The following is a 21,357-nucleotide window of genomic DNA, read 5'->3' as shown; positions in this document are numbered from 1 at the left end:
CCTGGTGGATCTGGTGGTCATCGGACTTGGCTACGTCGGCCTCCCGCTCGTGCGGGAGGCCGCCCGCGCCGGCCTCCGGGTCGGCGGGCTGGATCGCGACGCGCGTGTCGTCGCCGGGCTCAAGGCCGGCCTTTCGCACGTCGACGACGTGAGCGCCGAGGAGGCCGAGCAGATGCTCGCCGCCGGCTTCACGCCGACGCGGGATGAGGACATCCTCGACGGTGCGCGCACCATCGTGATCTGCGTGCCCACGCCGCTGTCGAACGACGGCGGCCCCGACCTGACGGCGGTCCGGTCCGCCTCCCAGACGGTCGCCCGGCACCTGAACCCGGGCACGCTCGTGGTGCTGGAGTCGACGACCTACCCGGGCACCACCGAGGAGGTCGTCCGGCCGATCCTGGAGGAGTCGGGCCTGGTCGCGGGCGAGGACTTCCACCTGGCCTTCTCCCCGGAGCGGATCGACCCGGGCAACCCGGTCTACGGCGTCCGCAACACCCCGAAGATCGTCGGTGGCCTGACGCCGGCCTGCGCCAACGCCGCCGCCGCGTTCTACGGCAAGTTCGTCGACCAGGTCGTGCAGGCCAAGGGCACGCGCGAGGCCGAGATGGCCAAGCTGCTGGAGAACACCTACCGGCACGTCAACATCGCGCTGGTCAACGAGATGGCCGTGTTCTGCCACGAGCTCGGCATCGACCTGTGGGACGCGATCGCCTGCGCCTCGACCAAGCCGTTCGGTTTCCAGGCGTTCTACCCGGGCCCCGGCGTCGGCGGGCACTGCATCCCGATCGACCCGAACTACCTGTCCTACAAGGTCCGGTCCCTCGGGTACCCGTTCCGGTTCGTCGAGCTCGCCCAGGAGATCAACGACCGGATGCCGCGCTACGTCGTCGAGCGCTCGCAGGCCCTGCTCAACCGCGAGGGCCTGGCGATGAAGGGCGCCAAGGTGCTCCTGCTCGGCGTGACGTACAAGCCCGACATCGCCGACCAGCGCGAGTCGCCGGCGCGTCCGGTCGCCCGACGGCTGCGGAAGCTGGGCGCCGACCTGAGCTTCCACGACCCGCACGTCGAGGCCTGGGAGGTCGACGGCGAGGACATCCCGCGCGCCCGCGTGCTGTACACGGCGCTCGCCGAGGCCGACCTCGTGATCGTCGTGACGGACCACCAGGAGTACGACGCCGAGAGCCTCACCCGGCACGCGCGGCTGCTGTTCGACACTCGCGGCACCACCCGCCGCGTCGAGGAAACCGCCGCCGAACGCGTCGAGCTCCTGTGACCTGATCGCCTTATGGAGTTCACCGAATATTCGTCTGTGCACGCGAGAGTCCGGGGGACGTGATTACCATGCGGATCTTCGTGTGCACCGTCGTGCACCATCCTGAGGACGCGCGAATTCTGCACCGCCAGATCCGCGCGCTTTTGGACGCCGGCCACGACGTGACTTATGTGGCGCCCTTTCGGGCGTGCAATGTGGCGCCTTGGCCGGACATCGATCCGCTCGACGTGCCCAGGGCGACCGGCCGGAACCGGCTGCGCGCCCTGCGCCAGGCCCGCCGCACCCTCGCCGCGCACGCGGAGGAGGCCGACATCCTCCTGCTGCACGACCCGGAGCTGCTGCTCGCGGTGCCGCACCGGCTGCGCTCGCGGACCGTCTGGGACGTGCACGAGGACACCGCGGCCGCGCTCGGCGCGAAGGGCTGGCTGCCCGCGCCCCTCCGGATCCCGTTGCGGTTCGCCGTACGCCGGATGGAGCGCCGCGCCGAACGGCGGCTGAAGCTGCTGCTGGCCGAGGAGGGGTACCAGGACCGGTTCCGCCAGCCGCACCCGGTGGTGCCCAACACCACCCACGTGCCGGACGCGCCGCCCGCCCCGCCCGGTGACGACCGGATCATCTACGTCGGGCAGCTGTCGTTCGCCCGCGGCGTGAGCGAGCTGATCAAGCTGGCCCGCCTGGTGCACGCCGACGGCATCATGCTCGACCTGATCGGCGGCGCGGACGCCGACGTACGGCCGCTGCTGCGCGACGCGCAGCGCGAGGGGATCCTGCGCTGGTACGGGTTCGTGCCGAACGACCGGGCGCTGCGCATGGCGGAGGGCTCCCTCGCGGGCCTGTCCCTGCTGCACGACACGCCCAACTACCGGCACTCGATGCCCACGAAGGTCGTCGAGTACATGGCCCGCGGCATCCCGGTCATCAGCACGCCCAACCCGATCGCCGCCCGCATCGTCGGAGACGCGAACTGCGGCCTCGTCGTGCCGTTCGAGGATCCCGAGGCGACGGCCGCGGCGGTCCGGCGGCTGCGCGACGATCCGGCGATGCGGCTGGAGATGGGCAAACGCGGGCACGAAGCCGCCCGCGCGCGCTTCCACTGGCCCGAGCAGGCGCGGCTGTTCGTCGCCCAGCTCGAGGACTGGGCCCACTCCGCCACCGACACGGCGACCGAGTTGTCGCCCCGGGTGGTCTGAGGCTGCCGGTCGGTCGGAGATCGAAGAGCGCCGTCCCGCCGCGTGTCAGGCGGCGCTGCGCAGCTGCGCGGCGACCACCACCGCCAGCCGCGTCGCCGTATCAGGCGGCGCTGCGCAGCCGCGCCGCGACCACCGCTGCCAGCCGCGTCGCCGTGTCGGGCAGCCCGGAGCTGACGGTCACGACCGTGCTGCCGACCCGCATCACGACCGTTCCGGATGACGTACCGGTCGCGTACGCCTGGTCCCCGGCCCGTACCTGCGTGCCGTTCTGGGTGTCACGGGCCGCCCCGAACAGCGCCTCGGCGGTGCGGGTATCGGCGGCGACCCACTGAACCGTGACCGACAGGACGCCCGTCTCCCGCTGCGGCCCGTCGGAGTCCCGCCCGTGGCCGTGGTGCGGCCGGAACGTGCAGCCCGCGGGGAGCCGCAGGCCGTCGACGGTCGCCGGCGTCGGCTCGCCAGCGTAGCCGTGCGGCAGGTCGCGCTTGGGCAGCAGGGAGCAGGCGTCCGGCCACCGATGGGGCGGGACGCCCGCGAGCTCCGGCGGTCCCTCGCCACGCATCCCGCCGCGCAGTGCCACCAGCCGGGCCGCGCCGAACGGGCGCGGGCGCGCGGCCGGCGCGGCGACGTACAGCAGCCCTCCGCCTGCGGCGAGCCAGGGCCGGACGCCGTCCAGGCCGGCCCGCAGGACCACCGGGATCGGCACGGTGGTGCCGTTCCCGCTGACCGGATCGATGACGTCCACCCCGGCGGGCAGCAGCGGATCGGCGAGCCGCGACCGCAGCCCGTACACCAGGCCGCCGGCGACCGACAGGGCGGTGTACCCGGGCATGTCCCGATACCAGGACGACGCGCCCGTCGCGATGTCCACCGACTCCAGGCGGCGGGTCGGCGTCGCGTCCTCCGACCGCTGCCCGGTCTCGTAGGCGACGAGCAGATGGCCCGCGGTCACCGCGACCGGGCACATGTTGTGGCACACGTCCTGACCGGCGCGGCGCAGGAAGGGGTGCCCCCGCCCGTCGAACGCCTGCAGCGACGATCCGTCGAAGACGACCGTGACGTCGCCGCCGACCGCGATCGCCGAGCGCGCGGTGTTCCGAGTGAGGACGGTGAACCTCGTCACGCCCTTCCGCGGATCGACGACCAGGACCCGGTCGCGCGCGCCGCAGTCGATGCTGAACGCCGCGATGCTCTCGCTGCTGTCCGAGGCGTACGGCACCGCCTCGGGCAGCAGGCAGCCGTGCGGGAGCCGCTTGGTCCACAGCCGCCGCCCCGTCGTGGCCGAACGCCCGTACAGCGTGTGCCGCCCGTCCTCGGTGACGAACACCACACCGCCGGCGGCCGGCCAGCGCAGCGTGGTCCGATCGATCACGGAGGGCACGTCGCCCCGCTGCCGCCACAGCAGCGTGCCGTGCACCGCGTCCAGGCCCACCATGAGGCGGTTGCCGCGGTGCCCGGTCCGTTCGAGGTACGCGACGAGCACCTGCCCGGTGCGCGCCCAGCCGAGCATGGACCACTCGGCGCGGTAGTAGTGCCACCGCTCCTCACCGGTACGCGCGTCCCGGACGTCGAGGCCGTGCCCGGACACGATGACGAGCTGGCCGTCGACGATGGAGTACGCCACCCGGTCGTAGGCGGGCAGGTCGCTGTCGCCGACCGGCGTGCTCAGCTGCCAGCTCGTGGTAACCGGTGTCGCCGGCGGCCCGAGGTCGCCCAGCGGCGGCTGCGGCGCCTGCGTCACGGTGCGGTTCACCTGCCACCACTCCGCCTGAAGGACGAAATGGTCGGCCAGCACCCCACCGACGATCACGGCCAGCAGGGCCGTCAGGGCGCTCGTGATGACCTGCCTGCGGCTCCGCACGGACTCGACCGTGACCACCTCCCCATGGTGTGTCTGCCGGGCAATCGTGTCCTCCCGACCAACCGGCCCCGACCGACCTGCTCTGTCTTCCCGACCAACCAGCCCCGACCGACCTCCCGGGCTCCGAGGGTACGGGGTTCGGGCGCATCACACCGATAATTGCTCCATGGTGCCCACCGTCAAGGACGAGCAGATCGCCGCAGAGCAGGCCCGCGTCGACGAGGCGTACGCCCGCCTCGAGGAGATGCGTGCGGCCGCCCGCCGGATGCTCGAGGAGGGGTACCGCCAGGCGCAGGCCGGCACGAAGGGCTCGCTGGTCGACCGCGACGCGATGGTCCACCAGGCCGCCGTCCGGAGCCAAGCGCTCGACATCGCCGAGGAGGGCCTCGTCTTCGGGCGTCTCGACCTGGTCGGCGGTGAGACGCTGTACGTCGGGCGGATCGGCGTGCGCACCAGCGAGCACGACTCCCTCGTGATCGACTGGCGCGCTCCTGCGGCCGAGGCGTTCTATCGCGCGACCCCGGAGGACCCCCAGGGCGTCGTTCGCCGCCGCGTGCTGCACTGCCGGGGCCGCAAGGTCGTCGATCTGGAGGACGACCTGCTGATCCCGGGTGCCCGCCCCGACCTCACGATCGTCGGCGACGGCGCGTTCCTGGCCTCCCTGGCCCGCAGCCGCGAGGGCGTGATGCGGGACATCGTCGCCACGATCCAGCGCGAGCAGGACGAGGTGATCCGCGCCCCCGCCGACGGCACCGTGATCGTCCAGGGCGGTCCCGGCACCGGCAAGACCGCGGTCGCCCTGCACCGCGTCGCGTACCTGCTGTTCCGGCACCGGCGCCGGTTCGGCTCGCGCGGCGTGCTGATCGTCGGCCCGAACCCTCGGTTCACCGCCTACATCGAACGCGTGCTGCCGTCGCTCGGTGAGGGCGGCGCCACCCTGCGCTCGCTCGGCGACCTCGTCCCGGGTGCGGAGGCGGCCGGACACGACGCGCCGGACATGACCCGCCTCAAGGGCGCCCCCATGATGACGCGCCTGCTCCGCCGCGCCGTCCAGGACGCCCCGCCGGGCAGCCCGGACGAGCTGCGCACCGTCTACCGTGGCGTCGTCGTCGCGCTGGACCGGGACGCGCTCGACCGCGTCCGCCGGGACGTCCACCGCAGCGCGCACGGCGCGGTGAACACCGCCTATCCCCGCGCGGCGGAGCTCCTCCTCACCGCCCTCTGGGAGCGGTTCCAGGAGATCGGCGGCCTGGACGACGCCCCCACGACGCGGGCGGCGTTCACCGAGCGCGTCCGCGACGAGCGGCGCTTCGTGGAATTCCTGCGCGCCTGGTGGCCGGTCCGCCGCCCGGCCGACGTGCTGCGCTCGCTGGCCGACGAGGACCGGCTGCGCCGCGCCGCCGGCCGCGCCCTCACCGACCGCCAGGTCAAATCGCTCGCGGAGTCCTGGCGGGGCCCGTGGTCGTACCTCGACATCGCGCTGCTCGACGAGGTCGGCACCATCCTCGGGCCCCGGCCGCGACCGGCCCGGAGCGCGAAGAAGCGCAAGGCGGAGGATCCGTTCGTGATCGACGGCGTGAACGTCTTCACGGGCGAGCGGGTCGAGACCGAGGACGACGACCTGACGCTGCGGGAGCTCACCACCTACGTCGAGCGCCGCGAGCAGGCCATGCGCCGCGACGACGAGGACGATGAGGACCTCCCGGTGGAGTACGCCCACATCGTCGTGGACGAGGCGCAGGACCTGTCGCCGATGCAGTGGCGCATGCTCGGCAGGCGTGGCCGGCACGCGACCTGGACGATCGTCGCGGACCCGGCGCAGAGCGCCTGGGAGGACTCCGCCGCCGCGGGCAAGGCGATGGACGCCGCCCTCGGCCGCCGCCCCCGGCACACCTTCGAGCTGACCACCAACTACCGCAACTCGACCGAGATCGCGGAGGTGGCAGCGCGGGTGCTGGCCCGCGCGGTACCGGAGGCCCGGCCCGCCCGCGCGGTGCGCGCCTCGGGCCACGTCCCGCTGATCCGTCACGTCCCCGCTCTCGACGGGAACGTCCGTGCCGAGGCGGCCGCCCTCGCCGACGCGGTCGAGGGCACCGTCGGCGTCATCCTGCCGGTCGGCCACCCGGCCCCGCCGCTGCCCGGTCTCCCGGAGCGCGTGCAGGTCCTCGACGCGCTCGAGGCGAAGGGCCTGGAGTTCGACGCGGCCCTGATCGTCGAGCCGGGCGAGATCGCGGACTACTCGCGGATGGGGCTGCGCACGCTCTACGTCGCCGTCTCCCGCGCCACCCAGCGCCTCACCGTCCTCACCACCGCCCCGGACTGGCAGGCCATCCTCACCGGACGGGACGGGGCCCGCACGGGGATGAAGCCCGGCGCGGGCGACGACGCCCGCGGCCCGCTGTCACCTCACAAGGGAACGATCCCCCTCTGGTGACAGCCGGGGGGTCGGTCGGGGCCGGTTGGTCGGGAAGACACAGCACGGAGACGGGCCCTCGTCTGCGGTCAGATGACCGGGGGGCGGCCGAGGCGGGTCATGCGCCAGACGGTGCCCCAGGAGATCGGGCGGCGGCGGCCCGCCGGTTTGCGCCAGCCCTCGCGGAAGCCGCTGAGCCAGGGGCGGAGCGCGGCCCGGTTGCGCTCGCGGACGACCGTCATCGCCACCCAGACGCCCAGGTAGACGAACACGAGCGGCCAGGGCAGGTTGCGGCGCGCCAGCCAGACCCGGTTGCGGGCGTTCAGCCGGTAGAACATCTCGTGCCGGGTGGGCGCGACGGCCGGGTGGAACATCACCGACTCGGCGTCGTACACGATGCGGTATCCGGCGCCCAGGGCCTGCCAGGCGAGGTCGGTCTCCTCGTGGGCGTAGAAGAAGTCCTCCGGCAGCCCGCCGGCGATGTCGAACACGGCGCGGCGCATCGCGCAGGCGCCGCCCAGGAACGTCGTGACGTCCGACGACCGGAGCGGGTCACCGGCACGTAGCCGGGGGACGTGACGCCGCTCCCCCGGCCCGCCCTCGGGGTCGCGCACCCGGAAGGAGACGATGCCGAGCTTCGGGTCGGCGTCGAACATGTCCCGCAGACGCGCGCCGAGCTCCGCCGACTCGTACCAGCCGTCGTCGTCGAGGAAGAGGATCAGCTCGCCCGTCGACGCCTCGACGCCTCGGTTGCGGCCGGCCGGGATGCCGACGTTCTCCGGCAGCCGGAGCACCTTGACGTTCTCCGGCCAGGAGCCGGGGACGTCCGCGCCGTTGCCGACGAGGACGATCTCGACGTCGACGTACTTCTGGTTCAGGGCGCTCTTGACGGCGCGTTCGAGCTCGGCCGGGCGGTTGCCCATGGTCAGTACGACGACGGACAGCCTCACGCGCGCCTCCCCGACTCGACTCGGACCCCGCTGGGGTCCGTCTCGTTCATTTGAGCCTCCGGAACGCGACCTTGTTCACTTGAGCCTCCGGGAGGCGACGATGCTGACGAAGTGCAGCCCGGTCTGCAGGACGGCCACGACCGCCACGGCGACGGCGAGGACCCTCGTCGCGGTCAGGCCGTGCGTCAGGTGGTCGACGACCGCGGCCGCCACGATCAGCAGGGACAGCTCGACCGCGCCGATGATGCGGTGGAGCTTCAGCATCGAGACGGCCTCGCGCGCCAGCGCCAAGCCGGTCGACTCCGGGCGCAGCGCGCGGTCGCCGCTCACCGGCTCGGCGGGCATGCCCCCCTTGGCCCGGGCGACGACGACGTTGTCGGTCTCGGCCTTGATCAGGGCGGCGCCCAGCGCGGCCAGCAGGCCCAGCTCGACGTAGCCGCCGTTCTCCCACGCGCCCTGGGCTCGGACGCCGAGGCCGACGAGCAGCGCGACCTCCGACATGTAGTGCCCGATCCGGTCGAGGAAGATACCGGTGATGGACGTGCGGTTGCGGAACCGCGCCACCTCGCCGTCGGAGCAGTCCAGCAGCAGGTAGGCCTGGATCAGCACGGCGCCGACGATCGCCCACACCAGGCCCGCGGTGCCACGGCCGTCGACCGCGACGGCCACACCGCCGAGCATGCCGCAGACGATCATCATGTAGGTCAGCTGGTTCGGGCTGAACCCGATCCGGATGAAGATCCAGCTGAAGAAGGGCGAGATGCTGCGCATGTACAGCCGCCCCGCCCAGTGCTCTTCGTTCCGTCGATCCTTGAGACCGGGTGGCTGACCGCCCGCCCGGACCTCAGCCAGCGAAGGTGCCGACATATTCGCGTACCGCTTTCAGCACAGCGCCCTCGTCGAGTCCGAGGTGCTCGAGAATGGTGTACCGGCCTGGCCGTGTCTGGGGAGCGTACGCCACCGCCTCGGCGAACTGCTCCTCGGTCAGACCGATGTCATGCGGAGTCTTGGGGAGTCCATGACGATCCAGGCTCGCCACGATCTCCGTGAGGCGTTCGGAGCCCTCACCGAGATGCGTCGCGCGGAGGTGATAACAGAAGGCCGCACCGATCCCGGCCAGCTCGCCGTGGTTGGCGGTGCCGGGGAAGAGGTGGTCGATGGCGTGCAGGATCTCGTGGTCGCCGCCGCTGGCCGGGCGTGAGGACCCGGCGAACGACATCGCCATGCCGGACAGCACCAGGCCCTCCGCCAGGACGGTGAGGAACTCGTCCGACTCGATCGACTTCGGCTGGTAGATGAGCGCCTCGCCGGCCGTACGGGCGAGGGTCAGCGCGAGCCGGTCGATCGGGTCGCCCTGCTCCCGGTTGGACAGCAGCCAGTCGTCGACCGCGGAGAAGTTGCTCAGCACGTCGCCGATCCCGGCCCGTACGAGACGGTCCGGCGCGGCGCGGACGTAGTCCAGGTCGACGACCATGGCCAGCGGCATCGCGACGCCGAAGGAGTTCTTGCCCTTCTCGTGCTCGAGGGAGGCCGTCGGCGAGCAGATGCCGTCGTGGGAGAGGTTCGTGGCGACGGAGACCATCGGCATGCCGGCGAGCGTCGCGGCGTACTTGGTCGCGTCGATGGTCCTGCCGCCGCCGATGCCGACGACCGCCTCGTACGAGCCGCTGCGCAGCCGCGAGCCGAGCGACATGGCGGCGTCCACCGTGCCGCCGTCGACGTGGAACACCTCGCACGCCTGCAGGCTCGGCCGTACGTGCTCGGCGATCTGGTCGCCCTGCCCCGGGCCCACCGCGATGGCGACGCGGCCCTCGGTGGCGATTCGCCGGTCGGCGAGGAGCTCACCGAGATGGGCGATGGCCCCGCGCCGCACGTCGATGGACAGCGGCGCGGGGAGCATCCGCGTGAGCAGCGGCATCAGTATTCCTTGGCGATCCGGCGGGCCTTCTCCAGGTCGTCGTGGTTGTCGACCTCGACCCAGTCGACCGCGCCGATCGGGGCCACCGAGATCTTGCCGCCGCGGTTCACCAGCTCCTGGTAGCCGTCCTCGTAGTACAGGTCGGGGTCGCGCTCCCAGGTGGCCTTCAGCGCGTCCGCGAGCGGCCGAGCCGCGGCCGGCTCCAGCAGCGTGGCGCCGATGTACTCGCCGGCCGCCTCGGACGGGTCCATCAGCTTGGTGATGCGCTGCAGGTGACGGTCGCCGTCGAGGATGACCTTCATCTCCTCGTCGGCGAGCTTCTTCTGGTCGTCGACGGCGAGGAGAATGTCCGGGCCGCGGTTGCCCAGCAGGGTCTTCTCGACGCTCACCGGGTGCACCGTGTCGCCGTTGACCATCAGGACGCCGTCGGCGAAGTGGTCGCGGGCCAGCCACATGGAGTAGGCGTTGTTCCACTCCTCGGCCTTGTCGTTGTGCACCAGCGTGATCGAGACGCCGTACCGGCTCTCCAGCGCGGCCTTGCGCTGCTCGACCGCCTCCGAGCGGTACCCGACGACGATGACGACGTCGGTCAGCTCGACCTCGGCGAGGTTGCCGAGCGCGATGTCGAGGATCGTCGTCTCACCGTCGACCGGCACCAGAGCCTTGGGCAGCGTGTCCGTGTACGGACGGAGCCGACGCCCCGCTCCCGCGGCCAGAACCATACCGATCATGAGCCGGCTTCCTCCTCTTCCTCGAGATTGACCATGACGCCCTTGCCCGTACCGGTCCGCACCCAGGTGTAGACGCTCTCGATGCCGAACAGCAGCAGGAAGTAGACGCCGAGGACCGCCAGAACGATGGGCAGCTTCCCCAGGAGCGTGGCGACCGCCGCGATGAGCATGCGGCCCTCCCAGCCCAGGCCGGCGACGAACACCCACTTGGCCGGCCACAGCCGCTGCCGCGTGCGGTAGACGGTGTCGTAGTGGTGGTAGGCCAGCACGAACAGGAAGGCGTACACCAGCGGCTTGGAAACGTCGTGGGCGAAGGCCAGCGTCGCCAGGTAGCCGTATTCGATCGCCCGCATCAGCGGCGGCACGAACCAGTCCAGCCGTCCGCTGTGCGGATGCGTGGAGCCCGGGCCCGCCAGCAGCAGCACCAGCACCGGGGCGAAGACCGCCGGGCTGGTCTGGCCGTTGACCCCGGCCACCAGCAGGATCGCGGTGACGATACCCGCGACCAGCAGCGGGAGCAACGGCGGAAGCTGTCCCTTGGTGAGCCGGCCGAGCACGTGGGCGATCGGGCCGTCGTCGCGGTAGGCGACCAGCCGGCTCCCGTGGTAGGCGAGCTCGGCGTCCGGGACGGGGGCGTGAGCGGGGGCGGGCTGGTCGCCCGCCGGCGACATGCCGGGAACTACTGTGCTCATTTCTGGACTGCCACCGCCCTGGGCTGGGTGAGGGAACGGAGGAAACGGCCGGCGACCGTGTAGAAGGCGGCGACGGCGCCCCACGAGAGCAGCGCGATGAACGTCACATGGGCGTTGAAGAACATGGCGGTCAGTGCGATCAGCGCGAACCGCTCACCGATCGGCAGCACGATCATCTTCTTGAACCAGTGGAAGACGCGGACCTTCTCCGAGCGTGCGGACAGCCACACCGCGAGGTGGCTCAGACCACTGCCCTTCGGGCGGCTCTTCGTCGGCTCCGGCTCGTCCAGCACGCGGTCGTCCGCCCTGCCGAGCGGAACGATCGGGATCGGCTCGGGAGGCGTCCGCCGCTTCGACGCGCCGAACGCGAAGTCGACCATGTGACGGCAGGTCTGCGCGGTGATGGCGGTCACCGCGAGGAACCACACGTCGCCGCCGTGCACCGAGCTGCCGACCGCCGCCGCGGTCGAGCCCGCGGCCAACCCGCCGAACACGGTGTACTCCTTGGCACGGTCGAACGTCGCGTCGAGCCAGGCGCCCAGAGTGCTGAACTGGCGGGTGTAGCGGGCCAGCTGCCCGTCGACACAGTCGAAGACGAACGCGAAGTACAGCGACACGCCGCCGAGGACCATCCCCCACCGCTGGCCGGTGGAGAAGAAGTAGGCGGCCACCACCGAGATCCCCATCGAGATCGCGGTGACGAAGTTCGGCGTCCAGCCGCGCTTGCCGCACCAGCGGGCGATGTAGCGGGAGTAGGTGCTGACCGCGTACGTGGTGAAGAAGCCGTCGTTGCTCTTGACCGCGGTGCTGAGCCGGACCTTGTCCTCGTCGACGGCGTCGACGGCGCGCTGCGCCGCGTCGGCCTGCGTCTGGTCGAGGACCCGCTCGCAGAGCAGGACGCTGTTGCCGCGGCCGGTCACCTTCACGCCCGACCGCACCAGACCGACGACGAGCAGTGCCGGCGCGTCGTCTCCGGTGATCGGGGTGGTGGCCAGGGCGCTCTGGTAGTCGCCGTCGGCCTGCTCGATGTCGGCGTCCCCGGTGTCAGCCGGGTCCTGCCACAGGTGGCGGATCGGGCTGATCTCCGTGAAGCCGTCCGGCTTGTCGGCCAGCTCGGCGAGCTTCTCGGCCACCTGCGCGAGGGTGGCGGTCTCCTCCTGGGACACGCGCAGGACGCCGCGGAAGACGGCGTTCGGGTCGGTCACCTGGTGGTACGGGGATCCGGCGGACCTGATGCGGCCCTTGCCGATCCGGACGAGAGGGCGGGTGAGGTCGTCGTCGTCCACGGGGACACGGGCGACGACGGCGGAGGCCGGAGCCTTGGAGTTGAAGACGAGCCGGGCGATCACCTCGCGATGGGCGACGACGTCACCGTGGAGGATGAGCATCGGCTCCTTCGCAGCACGGGCCACGCGCGCGATCTCGCGCAGGTCGTCGGCGAGCCCCTTGGACTCGACGACCTCGCAGCCCTCTTCCCGGAGCGTTTCGGCGAACTCGGGGCGGGCGATCACACGGCGGTCGGCGACGTCGAGGGACTGGAGCTGGGCGAGCACACGGGCGACTACGGGGCCGCCGCCCGGGAGCGTGAGGCCGGCCGTCGGCGTGGACCCGGACGCGACCGCCTCGGTCGCGAGAACCACTGCCAACGTCATCGGCACCCTCCGAAGATCATGTCTGTAGTCCTCAGGTCTGGGGTGGGGGTCTCTCTCCGGCAGAGCGGTGAGATGCGAGCGCCGACCATACCGCGACCGTCACGGCGCCGCCTCCTCGCCGTAAACATCCGTTCAGCCGGGTGACGCGGCAAAGGTCCCCATAGGTTACCGCTGTCGACGCGCGGTAGGCCCTCACCGTGTACGTGGCGGACAGTAAAGTGCGGGCACATGAGCACCATTGCGGTCGTCCTCGCCGGTGGAACGGGCCTGCGCCTGGGACTGAACGCGCCGAAGCAGTTGGCGACGGTGGGCGGCCGCCCCATTCTCGCCCGTGCGATCGAGGCGTTCGACTCGGCGCCGGACATCGACGAGGTCCTCGTGGTGATGGCCGCCGGGCACGTGGCCGAGGCGGAGGTGATCGCCAAGCCGTACACCAAGGTCGCCGACGTCGTCGAGGGCGGCGCCACCCGTACCGAGTCGACGCTGCGGGCCCTGGCCGCGCTGGAGGATCGGCCGGGCGACGCCCGCGTGCTGTTCCACGACGCGGCCCGCCCGTTCGTCGACGCCCGGATCATCGCCGACTGCGTCGCCGCGCTGGAGCGCGACGAGGTCGTCGCGGTGGCGGTGCCCTCGTCCGACACGGTCGTCGTGGTCGAGGAGGACCGGGTCGTGGAGATGCCGACGCGGGACCGGCTGCGCCGTTTCCAGACGCCGCAGGGGTTCCGGCTCGCGACGATCCGCGCGGCGTACGAGCGCGCGCTGGCCGACCCGGGGTTCACCGAGCGCCCGCCGACGGACGACTGCGGCGTGGTGCACCGCTACCTGCCCGAGATCCCCATCCAGGTCGTCTTGGGCAGCGAGCAGAACATCAAGATCACGCATCCGGTCGACCTGCTGATCGCCGAACAGATCACCGCTCGCGAGAGCGCCCCAGGCTCGGCGGGCTGAGCAGGAAGCCGAGGCCCCACGCGACGTGCATCGTCGCGTACACCGCCGGCAGCCGCACCCACGCCGAGAACGGCAGGCCCCGCCCGGTCGCGACCGAGCCCGCGAGGATCAGGGCGGCGTACCCGCCGGGGATGATCCAGCCGGGCCAGAAGCCGAAGACGCCCGCGACCACGCCGGCGGCCATCGCGACGACGGCCAGCGGCGGCGCGAGGTAGCGCAGGTTGAGCGTGCCCTGGTGCTCGCGGCCGACGACACGCCGCCACTTGCCCGTGTGGAAGAACTGCTTGGCCAGCGCCCGGATGTTGGGCCGGGGCCGATACGTCACGCGCATGCGGGGCGTGAACCAGACCTTGCCGCCGGTCTGGCGGATGCGGTGGTTCATCTCCCAGTCCTGCGCGCGGACGAACGTCTCGTCGTACCCGCCGACCCGGTCGAGGGCGCTGCGCCGGAAGCTGCCGAGGTAGACCGTCTCCGCCTCGCCCGACCCGCCGCCGATGTGGAACGTCGCGTTGCCGATGCCGATCTTGGTGGTCATCGCGCGGGCGACGGCCTTCTCGAACGGCGTGACGCCCTCGGCGGCCATGATGCCGCCGACGTTGTCCGCGCCGGTCTCCTCGAGCGTCTCGACGGCCGCGAGCACATAGTCGGACGGCAGCAGTGAGTGGCCGTCGACCCGGACGACGATGTCGTGCCGCGACGCCTGGATGCAGGCGTTCAGGCCGTTGGGGGTACGGCCCGTCGGGTTCGCGACGACGACGATGCGCGGATCGTCGGCCGCGAGCTTCTCGGCGATCTCCTGCGTACGGTCGCGGGAGGGCCCGACAGCGATCACGAGCTCCAGCTCACCCGGGTAGTCCTGGGTGAGGATGGACCTGACCGCCTCCGCGAGATGCCGCTCCTCATTGAGCACGGGCATGATCACTGACACGGCCGGCCAAACGCGGTTTCGGGCGACCTGTGTGTTGGGCGAGGGATTCATGACGGCGCCACGGTACTGTACGAACGCGAGGAACGCCGCAATGAAGGCAAGACTTCGCACCCCCCGGAGAGGCGAGCCGTCATGGCACACGACGAGGAGTCCGACCCGCAGGAGCGTTACTTCCGCCCCCGCCCTGGCGCTCCGGGTGACGACGACGCCGCGGAGGTCGAGGGCGTCGCGTTCGGCGACGCCGAGTCCTCCCACGTGCGCGTCGAGCGCTCCGCCCGCAGGACGGCCGTGGCACCGGACGGCGCGCGGCGGCAGCGCCGCTACCTGGTGACGACGGGCGTGCTGTCGACGGCGGTACTGCTGTTCTCCGGCGGCGGCTGGGCGTTCCAGGACTACGTCCTCGGCAGCGTGCGGCGCGTCAACGCCTTCGAGGGGCTGAAGAACCGCCCCGACTCCGGGCCCGAGGGCTCGATGAACATCCTGCTGGCCGGCGTCGACCGCCGTGAGGGACTCACCGCCCAGCAGATCAGCGACCTGCACCTGGGCCGGGCCGACGGCGAACGCTCCGACACGATGATGCTGGTGCACGTCTCGTCGAAGCACGACAAGATAACCGTGGTCAGTCTGCCGCGCGACTCTCTCGTCACCATTCCGTCGCACAAGTCCAACGGCAGCGAAGGGGCGCGCGGCACGGACGTCGGCGAACGGCAGGGCAAGCTCAACTGGGCCTACATGTACGGCGGGCCGACGCTCGCCGTGCAGACGGTCGAGCGGGTCACCGGCGTGCACGTCGACCACTACGTCGAGATCAACTTCCTGGGCTTCATCAAGGTCGTGGACGCGCTCGGCGGCGTCACCGTCTGCACGAGCCAGCCGATCAACGACCCCAAGAGCGGCCTACAGCTACCCGCGGGCAAGACCACCGTGGACGGCAAGACCGCGCTCGCTTACTCGCGCGCCCGCTACACCCTGACCGGCGGCAGCGACCTGGGCCGGATCAACCGGCAGCAGCAGTTCATGTCCGCCGTGGCGCACAAGGCGCTGACCGACCCGACGAAGTACCCGGCCGTGCTGAGCGCGGCGCTGAGCACGATCCGGGCGGACAAGGAGCTGTCGAAGGGCACGCTGACGTCGCTGGCGACGCAGATGAAGGGGATGAGCACGGACAGCATCGCCTTCACGACGGTGCCGCTGGCCAACAGCAACTACCTGACACCGATCGCCGGGGTGCGCCAGTCCACCGTGCTGTGGGACGACAACGCCGCCGGGCGGCTCTTCGACCAGATCCAGCGGGACAAGCCGATCGTCGAGGCGCCGAAGGCCTCGCCGAGTTCTCCGGCCGGCGCCTCGCCGACCGCGAAGCCGGGCGGCCTCACCGTGGCCCCTCGCGACATCGACGTCCGGGTCATCAACGGCGTCGGCACTTTCGGGCTGGCCACCAAGGCCACCGGCGACCTGCGCGACGCGGGGTTCCGGGCGAGCGTGGTGCTGGGCACGCGGCACGGGGTCGAGACGACCGTCATCCAGTACTCGCCGGGCCGGGAGGACTCGGCGAAGACGCTCAAGGCGGCGATCCCGGGAGCGCGACTGAAGGAGGTGGCCGGGCTCGGGTCCCGGCTGCAGGTGGTGGTCGGGTCGTCCTGGTCCGGGGCGAAGAAGGTCACGGTCAACGCGCCCGCCCAGGCGCCCGCCGGCGGCTCCCAGCAGCAGGTGAACGCGAAGACGGCCACGCAGAACCTCTGCACGTGACCTCGACCGTGAGATCGACCTGACCGGCGAAGTCAGATCACCGTGTCCGGAAGATGCTTCTTTTTCCCAGCTCGTCGGGCCACTAGCCTGCTGGTGAACCGGCGACCACCGCCGGTGTCGCCGCCCACTGGGAGGAACATCCATGTCGAACGGCGCCCGCCACGCCTGGGGACTCCTCTTGGGGCTGATCCTCACGGCCGCTCTCGCCGGGCTTCTGATCTTCGGTACGTACCGCCTGCAGCACGGCTTCGTGATGCAGGGCCACACGACCGACAAGTGGCTCGGCGGAGGCCTGCTGGCCGGTGCCGCCATCGTCTTCGCCCTGCTCACGTCCTCACGGCTGTCGCCGCTGGGCTCGCTGCTCGGCGGGCTGATCCTCACCGCGGCCGGCGTGCTGTTCTTCATCTCCCAGAAGACGACCACCGACCTCATCAACCGCTTTCCCCTCAAGGGCCAGCGCGTCACGCTCGCCGGCCTGGAGGAGGAGGGGTTCATGCTGTTCGTCGGCGTCGGCCTGCTGTTCGGGTCCTTCTTCCCCTCGCGGTGGCGTGCCTGGTCCGGCGATGACGCCGAACCGGCGTACGAGTACGGCCTGCCCGAGTCCGAGGAGTCGCCGCGACGCGCCACGTCCAGCGGTCGGGGCCGCCACGCCGCGCGCGGCGACGACGACGGCAGCACCCCGACGTACGGGACGCCGCGCAACGCCGCGTACGGGGCGGCAGAGCCGGGGGACGTCCACGTCTACGGGTCCTCCGAGGCGCCCGCCACCGCCTACGGGCAGACGGAGTTCGACGTGCCGTTGTACGAGCCGGAGCGGTCGCACCGCGAGCGGTCGTTCTTCACCCCGCCGGACGAGGATGACGGTGGCACCCGCGAGATGCGCCGCCCTCACTGACGTGGATACGACACTGGCGCCTCATGGACAAAAACCGTAAGATCCGACACACAGGCAAAAAAGGGGCGCGGGACCGTCTTTTCTCACAAAAAGGACGTCCGTCATGGCCACTTCCCCCTGGGAGCCCTCTGGTGTCTGCGACATCGCCACCGAGCGGCCGATCGGCCGGTTCGATCTGATTCCCCCCGAGACGGGCGTTCAGCTGATCAAGCGAAGCGGAGAAGCCCACCCATGGAACTGCTGACGCTCACGCACCGACGCCTGCCCGGAACCACCGTCGTCTCGGCCGGCGGGGAGCTCGACGCCCTCACCGCGCGCGAACTGGAGGCATGGCTCCCGGAGATCCTGCACGAGGGCGACGACCTGGTCTTCGACCTCGGCGGGCTGACGTTCCTCGACACGAGCGGCCTGGGAGTTCTGCTCATGACCTGCGAGAGGACGCGCCGACTCGGTGGCACGCCCGGCCTGGCCGCGCTGCAGCGCAGCCCCGCCCGCGTCGTGGAGATCACCGGGATCGCCTCCGCGGTCCCCGTCCACGCGACCGTCGAAGACGCCCTCGGAGCCCGCACCGGCGCCACGACCTTCTAGGGCCTGCCTCGAAGCCCCGCTGTCCTACTGCGCGGCGCCCAGGCGGGGACTTCGAGACAGGCTCTGAACGTCTCAATCGGTCCGGCCGGCCGTACGCCGGCGGTGCGCCTTCTGCCGGCAGGCCGCCCCGCAGAACCGGGCCGGCCTTCCGGTGTGCGCCGTCTCGATGGGCGCCCCGCACTCCGCACAGCCCGCCGCCTTCGCGGCGGACCGCGCACGCGTCGTTTCCGGCCGACTTTCGTTACGCACCTCGGGCACCCGTTTCGTTACGGGCGGCAGGCTGGCCGGAGGCTCCGGGCGGGACGACCGGAGTCCGTCACAGACGATCGCGGTGGCCCGCCCGGATGAGCCTTCCTGCTCCATGCTCATGCAACCGCGAGCGAGACGCTGGACGTCGTCCACGGTCACGTCGGCGCGTACGGCTCCGGCTCGCTGGGCCCGCTCGAGCAACGCCGCGAGCGCGGCGCGGTAGCGTTCCCTGACCTCGGCCGCGACCTCCACGCTCCGCCCCGTACGATCCATGAGCGCCTCGCACAACGCCCTGTTGAGCGAGGCCCGCTCCACGACCAGGGAGAAGGCGGCGAAGAACGCCGCCTCTGGATCGTCGTCGGCGGCCAGGGCGGCCGTCTCGTCGACGAGGCGGGCGAGCCGGTCGGCCACCACCGCCTCGAACAGCGCCTCCTTGCTCGCGAAATGGCGGTACACCGTTCCCGGCCCGACCCCGGCTCGCCGGGCAATCTCACTCAGGGGCACCGCGAGCCCGTCGGCGGCGAACACCTCCTGAGCGGCCTCCAGCACACGAGCACGGTTACGCCGGGCGTCCGCTCGCCGCTCTCCCGTCCCGGAGTCGACGGATCCGGACATGCCACCTCTCTTCCCTCCGCGGTCGGGCCGATTGACAACCGGAGCGCACGTTCCGTAACGTCTCAACCGGAGCGATCGCTCCGATTCTATGCCCGGCCTTAAGGCCCTGTCTCCCCTGGAGTCTTCCGTGTCCGCATCACCGGCCACCGCCACACCCCGTCAGGTCGTCGAGCGTTTCCTCCAAGCCTCCGCCGACAACGCCTGGGACGACGTCGCCGACCTGTACGCGCCGGACGCCGTCATCGAGCTCCCGTTCGCCCCGCCGGGAATCCCCGAGCGCTTCGAAGGACGCGAGGGTCACCGCGCCCGGTTCAAGGCCGTCGCCCCGGCGCGCCGCTTCACCAAGGTCGATCCGCTGGTCCTCTGGGAGACCTCGGACCCTGAGGTGGTCATCGCCGAGTACACCCTGCACGGCACGATGACCCGGTCCGGCCGGCCGTACGCCTCCTCGTACGTCATGGTGATCCGGGTCAGGGACGGCCTGATCGTCCACTCGCGCGACTACGGCGACAACCTCGCCGGCGCGGAGTTCCGCGATGAAATCGCCGAAGTCCTCGGAAGGTGATCAGCGGGGCAGGCGGAGGCGCGCCCACTCGATGGCCGGGCAGCGGTCCATGACGACGTCGATGCCCGCCTCGCGTACGCGCTGCGCGGCGGCCTCATCGATCACGTCCAGCGGGAACCACACCGCCCGGACCTCGCCGTCCCGCCGCGGGCCGTACGAGCCGAACAGCTTGATCGCCTCGTCGGCGACCTCGCCCGCGTGCGCGGCCCGCCGGTAGACACCGACGACGTCCACCCGCTGCGTCACGTCGGCCAGCGAGGAGACGCCCGGCTCGCCGAGGACGGTCTCGGTGGCGGGATGGACCGGGACGATCGCCTTGCCCCTGGACTGAAGGAGCTGGGCCATGTCGTACGCGGTGCGGCCGGGGTTGTCGCGCAACCCGACGAACGCCCACGTGCGCGAGTCGAGCAGCACCCGGCGGGTGACGGCCTCATCGGCGTAAGAGTCGCTCATGATCCTGCAAACCACCAAGCGGCCCGTCGCCTTCCCGGCGACGGGCCGCCCGGCTGCGAGCCAGGGGCTAGGGGTTAGGGGCGTCCCAGCGCCCGGTACTGCCAGCCGGCGGCGCGCCAGCGCTCGGGGTCGAGCGCGTTGCGGCCGTCGACGATGTTGCGCTCGGCCACCGCGGCGCCGAGGATCTCCGGGTCGATATCCCGGAACTCCTTCCACTCCGTGAGCAGCAACACGACGTGCGCGCCGGCGACGGCGTCCATCGCCGACTCGCCGTAGTGCAGGTCCGGGTGGGCCCGGCGGGCGTTGTCGAGCGCCTGCGGGTCGTACACCGTGACCTGGCCGCCCTGGGCGCGGATGGAGGTCGCGACGTCGAGGGCGGGCGAGTCGCGGATGTCGTCGGAGTTCGGCTTGAACGCCGCGCCGAGCACGCCGACCGTACGGCCGATGAACGAGCCGCCCAGCAGCTCACGTGCCAGGTCGACCATGCGGATGCGGCGCCGGATGTTGATGGCGTCCACCTCGCGCAGGAACGACAGCGCCTGGTCGACGCCGAGCTCGCCGGCGCGGGCCATGAACGCCCGGATGTCCTTCGGCAGGCAGCCTCCGCCGAACCCCAGACCCGGTCCGAGGAACTTGCCGCCGATCCGGTCGTCGTAGGACAGGGCCTCGGAGAGCTTGGTCACATCGGCGTGCGCCGCCTCGCAGACCTCGGCCATCGCGTTGATGAACGAGATCTTCGTCGCGAGGAAGGCGTTGGCGGACACCTTGACGAGCTCAGAGGTGGGGAAGTCGGCGACGACGAAGGGGACATCCTCGGCGATCATCGATCCGTAGACCTCGCGCAGGATCTTCTCAGCGCGGTCCGAGCGAACGCCGACGACGATGCGGTCCGGGTGCAGCGTGTCCTGGACGGCGTAGCCCTCACGGAGGAACTCCGGGTTCCAGGCGAGCTCGACGACGTCTCCGGCGGGGCTCAGCTCCGAGATCCGCCTGCTCAGCCGCTCCGCGGTGCCCACCGGGACGGTCGACTTGCCGACCACGACGCAGGCCCGGGTGAGCAGCGGCGCCAGGGAGTTCACCGCGTCGTCGACGTAGCTCATGTCCGCGGCGTACTCGCCCGGCTTCTGCGGCGTTCCCACGCAGATGAAGTGCACGTCGCCGAACTCGGCGGCCTCTTCATAGGACGTGGTGAACCGCAGCCGGCCGTTCTCCAGGTTGCGGCGAAGGACCGGCTCGAGTCCCGGCTCGAAGACCGGGAGGTCGCCGCGTGTCAGCCGAGCGATCTTCTCAGCGTCCACGTCCACGCCCAGCACCTCGAAGCCCAGGTCGGCCATGCAAGCCGCGTGGGTGGCGCCCAGGTAACCGGTACCGATCACGGTCAAGCGCTGTGCCAAGGTCCCGCCTCCTTTCCAAAGAGTGTTGTGCCCGAACCCCGTCTTCCTCCCCACGGGCCGCACGGCATGCTACCGGCCCTACTGGCGAGTAGGTTTACCGCGTACGATCGGCGTATGACCAGAGACTTTCCTCTGTACGAACTCTCTGAAGAGCACCAGATGCTCCGCGAGACGGTGCGCTCGCTGGCCGATGACAAAATCGCTCCGCGGGCGGCGGAGACGGATGAGAGCGGGGAGTTCCCCCAGGCCGTCTACGACGCGCTGGTGCAGGCCGACCTGCACGCCGTGCACGT

Annotated in this window: 21 protein-coding genes; 10 read left to right on the top strand and 11 right to left on the bottom strand. The window is 71.4% G+C overall.

Annotated elements, in window-relative coordinates:
- Positions 1-4 precede the first annotated feature (4 nt).
- Positions 5-1,273, top strand: a complete 1,269-nt coding sequence (locus AB0I04_RS39935; protein WP_360897225.1) for a nucleotide sugar dehydrogenase — start codon at positions 5-7, stop codon at positions 1,271-1,273.
- A gap of 68 nt (positions 1,274-1,341) precedes the next feature.
- Complete coding sequence (locus AB0I04_RS39930) at positions 1,342-2,463, top strand: glycosyltransferase (protein WP_360897223.1); 1,122 nt, start codon at positions 1,342-1,344, stop codon at positions 2,461-2,463.
- A 100-nt stretch (positions 2,464-2,563) separates the two neighbouring features.
- Here AB0I04_RS39930 and AB0I04_RS39925 read toward each other — a convergent pair whose 3' ends face one another.
- A complete protein-coding gene (locus AB0I04_RS39925) occupies positions 2,564-4,342 on the bottom strand; it encodes a PQQ-binding-like beta-propeller repeat protein (RefSeq protein WP_360897221.1) in 1,779 nt (592 codons plus the stop codon).
- 148 nt (positions 4,343-4,490) lie between these two features.
- Between AB0I04_RS39925 and AB0I04_RS39920 the strand changes: the two genes are divergently transcribed.
- The gene (locus tag AB0I04_RS39920) at positions 4,491-6,758 is read left to right on the top strand and encodes a UvrD-helicase domain-containing protein (protein WP_360897219.1); all 2,268 of its coding nucleotides are present in this window, start codon (positions 4,491-4,493) and stop codon (positions 6,756-6,758) included.
- Positions 6,759-6,826: 68 nt separating this feature from the next.
- Here the strand turns inward: AB0I04_RS39920 and AB0I04_RS39915 are convergent, their stop codons facing one another.
- The 6 genes from AB0I04_RS39915 to AB0I04_RS39890 all read right to left on the bottom strand — a co-directional run bounded on the left by AB0I04_RS39915 (position 6,827) and on the right by AB0I04_RS39890 (position 12,680).
- Complete coding sequence (locus tag AB0I04_RS39915) at positions 6,827-7,687, bottom strand: glycosyltransferase family 2 protein (protein WP_360897217.1); 861 nt, start codon at positions 7,685-7,687, stop codon at positions 6,827-6,829.
- Between the two features lie 75 nt (positions 7,688-7,762).
- Positions 7,763-8,554 (bottom strand): CDP-alcohol phosphatidyltransferase family protein, encoded by a 792-nt coding sequence (locus tag AB0I04_RS39910; protein WP_360897215.1) that lies wholly within the window; start codon positions 8,552-8,554, stop codon positions 7,763-7,765.
- The gene (locus AB0I04_RS39905; RefSeq protein ID WP_360897346.1) at positions 8,532-9,587 is read right to left on the bottom strand and encodes an iron-containing alcohol dehydrogenase family protein; all 1,056 of its coding nucleotides are present in this window, start codon (positions 9,585-9,587) and stop codon (positions 8,532-8,534) included. The genes AB0I04_RS39910 and AB0I04_RS39905 overlap by 23 nt, the downstream gene beginning before the upstream one ends.
- A gap of 17 nt (positions 9,588-9,604) precedes the next feature.
- The gene (locus AB0I04_RS39900; protein WP_360897213.1) at positions 9,605-10,336 is read right to left on the bottom strand and encodes a phosphocholine cytidylyltransferase family protein; all 732 of its coding nucleotides are present in this window, start codon (positions 10,334-10,336) and stop codon (positions 9,605-9,607) included.
- Positions 10,333-11,028: a DUF5941 domain-containing protein gene (locus AB0I04_RS39895; protein ID WP_360897211.1), complete on the bottom strand. Its 696-nt coding sequence runs from the start codon at positions 11,026-11,028 to the stop codon at positions 10,333-10,335. The genes AB0I04_RS39900 and AB0I04_RS39895 overlap by 4 nt, the downstream gene beginning before the upstream one ends.
- Positions 11,025-12,680, bottom strand: a complete 1,656-nt coding sequence (locus AB0I04_RS39890; RefSeq protein ID WP_360897209.1) for a CDP-alcohol phosphatidyltransferase family protein — start codon at positions 12,678-12,680, stop codon at positions 11,025-11,027. The genes AB0I04_RS39895 and AB0I04_RS39890 overlap by 4 nt, the downstream gene beginning before the upstream one ends.
- 228 nt (positions 12,681-12,908) lie before the next feature.
- Here AB0I04_RS39890 and ispD point away from each other — a divergent pair, with 228 nt between their 5' ends.
- Positions 12,909-13,628: a 2-C-methyl-D-erythritol 4-phosphate cytidylyltransferase gene (gene ispD, locus AB0I04_RS39885; protein WP_360897207.1), complete on the top strand. Its 720-nt coding sequence runs from the start codon at positions 12,909-12,911 to the stop codon at positions 13,626-13,628.
- On the opposite strand, the gene AB0I04_RS39880 is transcribed toward ispD, so the two are convergent.
- On the bottom strand, positions 13,591-14,607 hold the full coding sequence (locus tag AB0I04_RS39880) for a glycosyltransferase family 2 protein (RefSeq protein ID WP_360897205.1): 1,017 nt from the start codon (positions 14,605-14,607) through the stop codon (positions 13,591-13,593). The genes ispD and AB0I04_RS39880 overlap by 38 nt on opposite strands.
- 81 nt (positions 14,608-14,688) lie before the next feature.
- Between AB0I04_RS39880 and AB0I04_RS39875 the strand changes: the two genes are divergently transcribed.
- From AB0I04_RS39875 to AB0I04_RS39860, 4 genes are all read left to right on the top strand, one after another.
- Positions 14,689-16,305, top strand: coding sequence for an LCP family protein (locus AB0I04_RS39875; RefSeq protein ID WP_360897203.1), 1,617 nt, complete (start codon positions 14,689-14,691; stop codon positions 16,303-16,305).
- A gap of 142 nt (positions 16,306-16,447) precedes the next feature.
- Positions 16,448-17,200 (top strand): hypothetical protein, encoded by a 753-nt coding sequence (locus AB0I04_RS39870; RefSeq protein ID WP_360897201.1) that lies wholly within the window; start codon positions 16,448-16,450, stop codon positions 17,198-17,200.
- 103 nt (positions 17,201-17,303) lie between these two features.
- Positions 17,304-17,444: a hypothetical protein gene (locus AB0I04_RS39865; protein WP_360897199.1), complete on the top strand. Its 141-nt coding sequence runs from the start codon at positions 17,304-17,306 to the stop codon at positions 17,442-17,444.
- On the top strand, positions 17,432-17,788 hold the full coding sequence (locus tag AB0I04_RS39860; RefSeq protein ID WP_360897197.1) for an STAS domain-containing protein: 357 nt from the start codon (positions 17,432-17,434) through the stop codon (positions 17,786-17,788). The genes AB0I04_RS39865 and AB0I04_RS39860 overlap by 13 nt, the downstream gene beginning before the upstream one ends.
- A gap of 72 nt (positions 17,789-17,860) precedes the next feature.
- Here AB0I04_RS39860 and AB0I04_RS39855 read toward each other — a convergent pair whose 3' ends face one another.
- On the bottom strand, positions 17,861-18,652 hold the full coding sequence (locus AB0I04_RS39855) for a helix-turn-helix domain-containing protein (RefSeq protein WP_360897195.1): 792 nt from the start codon (positions 18,650-18,652) through the stop codon (positions 17,861-17,863).
- 127 nt (positions 18,653-18,779) lie between these two features.
- Between AB0I04_RS39855 and AB0I04_RS39850 the strand changes: the two genes are divergently transcribed.
- On the top strand, positions 18,780-19,217 hold the full coding sequence (locus AB0I04_RS39850; protein WP_360897193.1) for a nuclear transport factor 2 family protein: 438 nt from the start codon (positions 18,780-18,782) through the stop codon (positions 19,215-19,217).
- Here the strand turns inward: AB0I04_RS39850 and AB0I04_RS39845 are convergent, their stop codons facing one another.
- Together AB0I04_RS39845 and AB0I04_RS39840 are read right to left on the bottom strand one after the other, a co-directional pair.
- Positions 19,218-19,670, bottom strand: coding sequence for a CoA-binding protein (locus AB0I04_RS39845; protein WP_360897192.1), 453 nt, complete (start codon positions 19,668-19,670; stop codon positions 19,218-19,220).
- A 74-nt stretch (positions 19,671-19,744) separates the two neighbouring features.
- A complete protein-coding gene (locus AB0I04_RS39840) occupies positions 19,745-21,064 on the bottom strand; it encodes a UDP-glucose/GDP-mannose dehydrogenase family protein (RefSeq protein ID WP_360897190.1) in 1,320 nt (439 codons plus the stop codon).
- 66 nt (positions 21,065-21,130) lie between these two features.
- On the opposite strand from AB0I04_RS39840, the gene AB0I04_RS39835 reads away from it, so the two are divergent.
- The coding region (locus AB0I04_RS39835; RefSeq protein WP_360897344.1) for an acyl-CoA dehydrogenase family protein at positions 21,131-21,357 on the top strand (227 nt) is incomplete at its 3' end.

The sequence above is a fragment of the Actinoallomurus sp. NPDC050550 genome (assembly GCF_040655075.1).
GTDB lineage: Bacteria > Actinomycetota > Actinomycetes > Streptosporangiales > Streptosporangiaceae > Actinoallomurus.
This window is presented reverse-complemented; position numbering and strand designations above follow the sequence as displayed.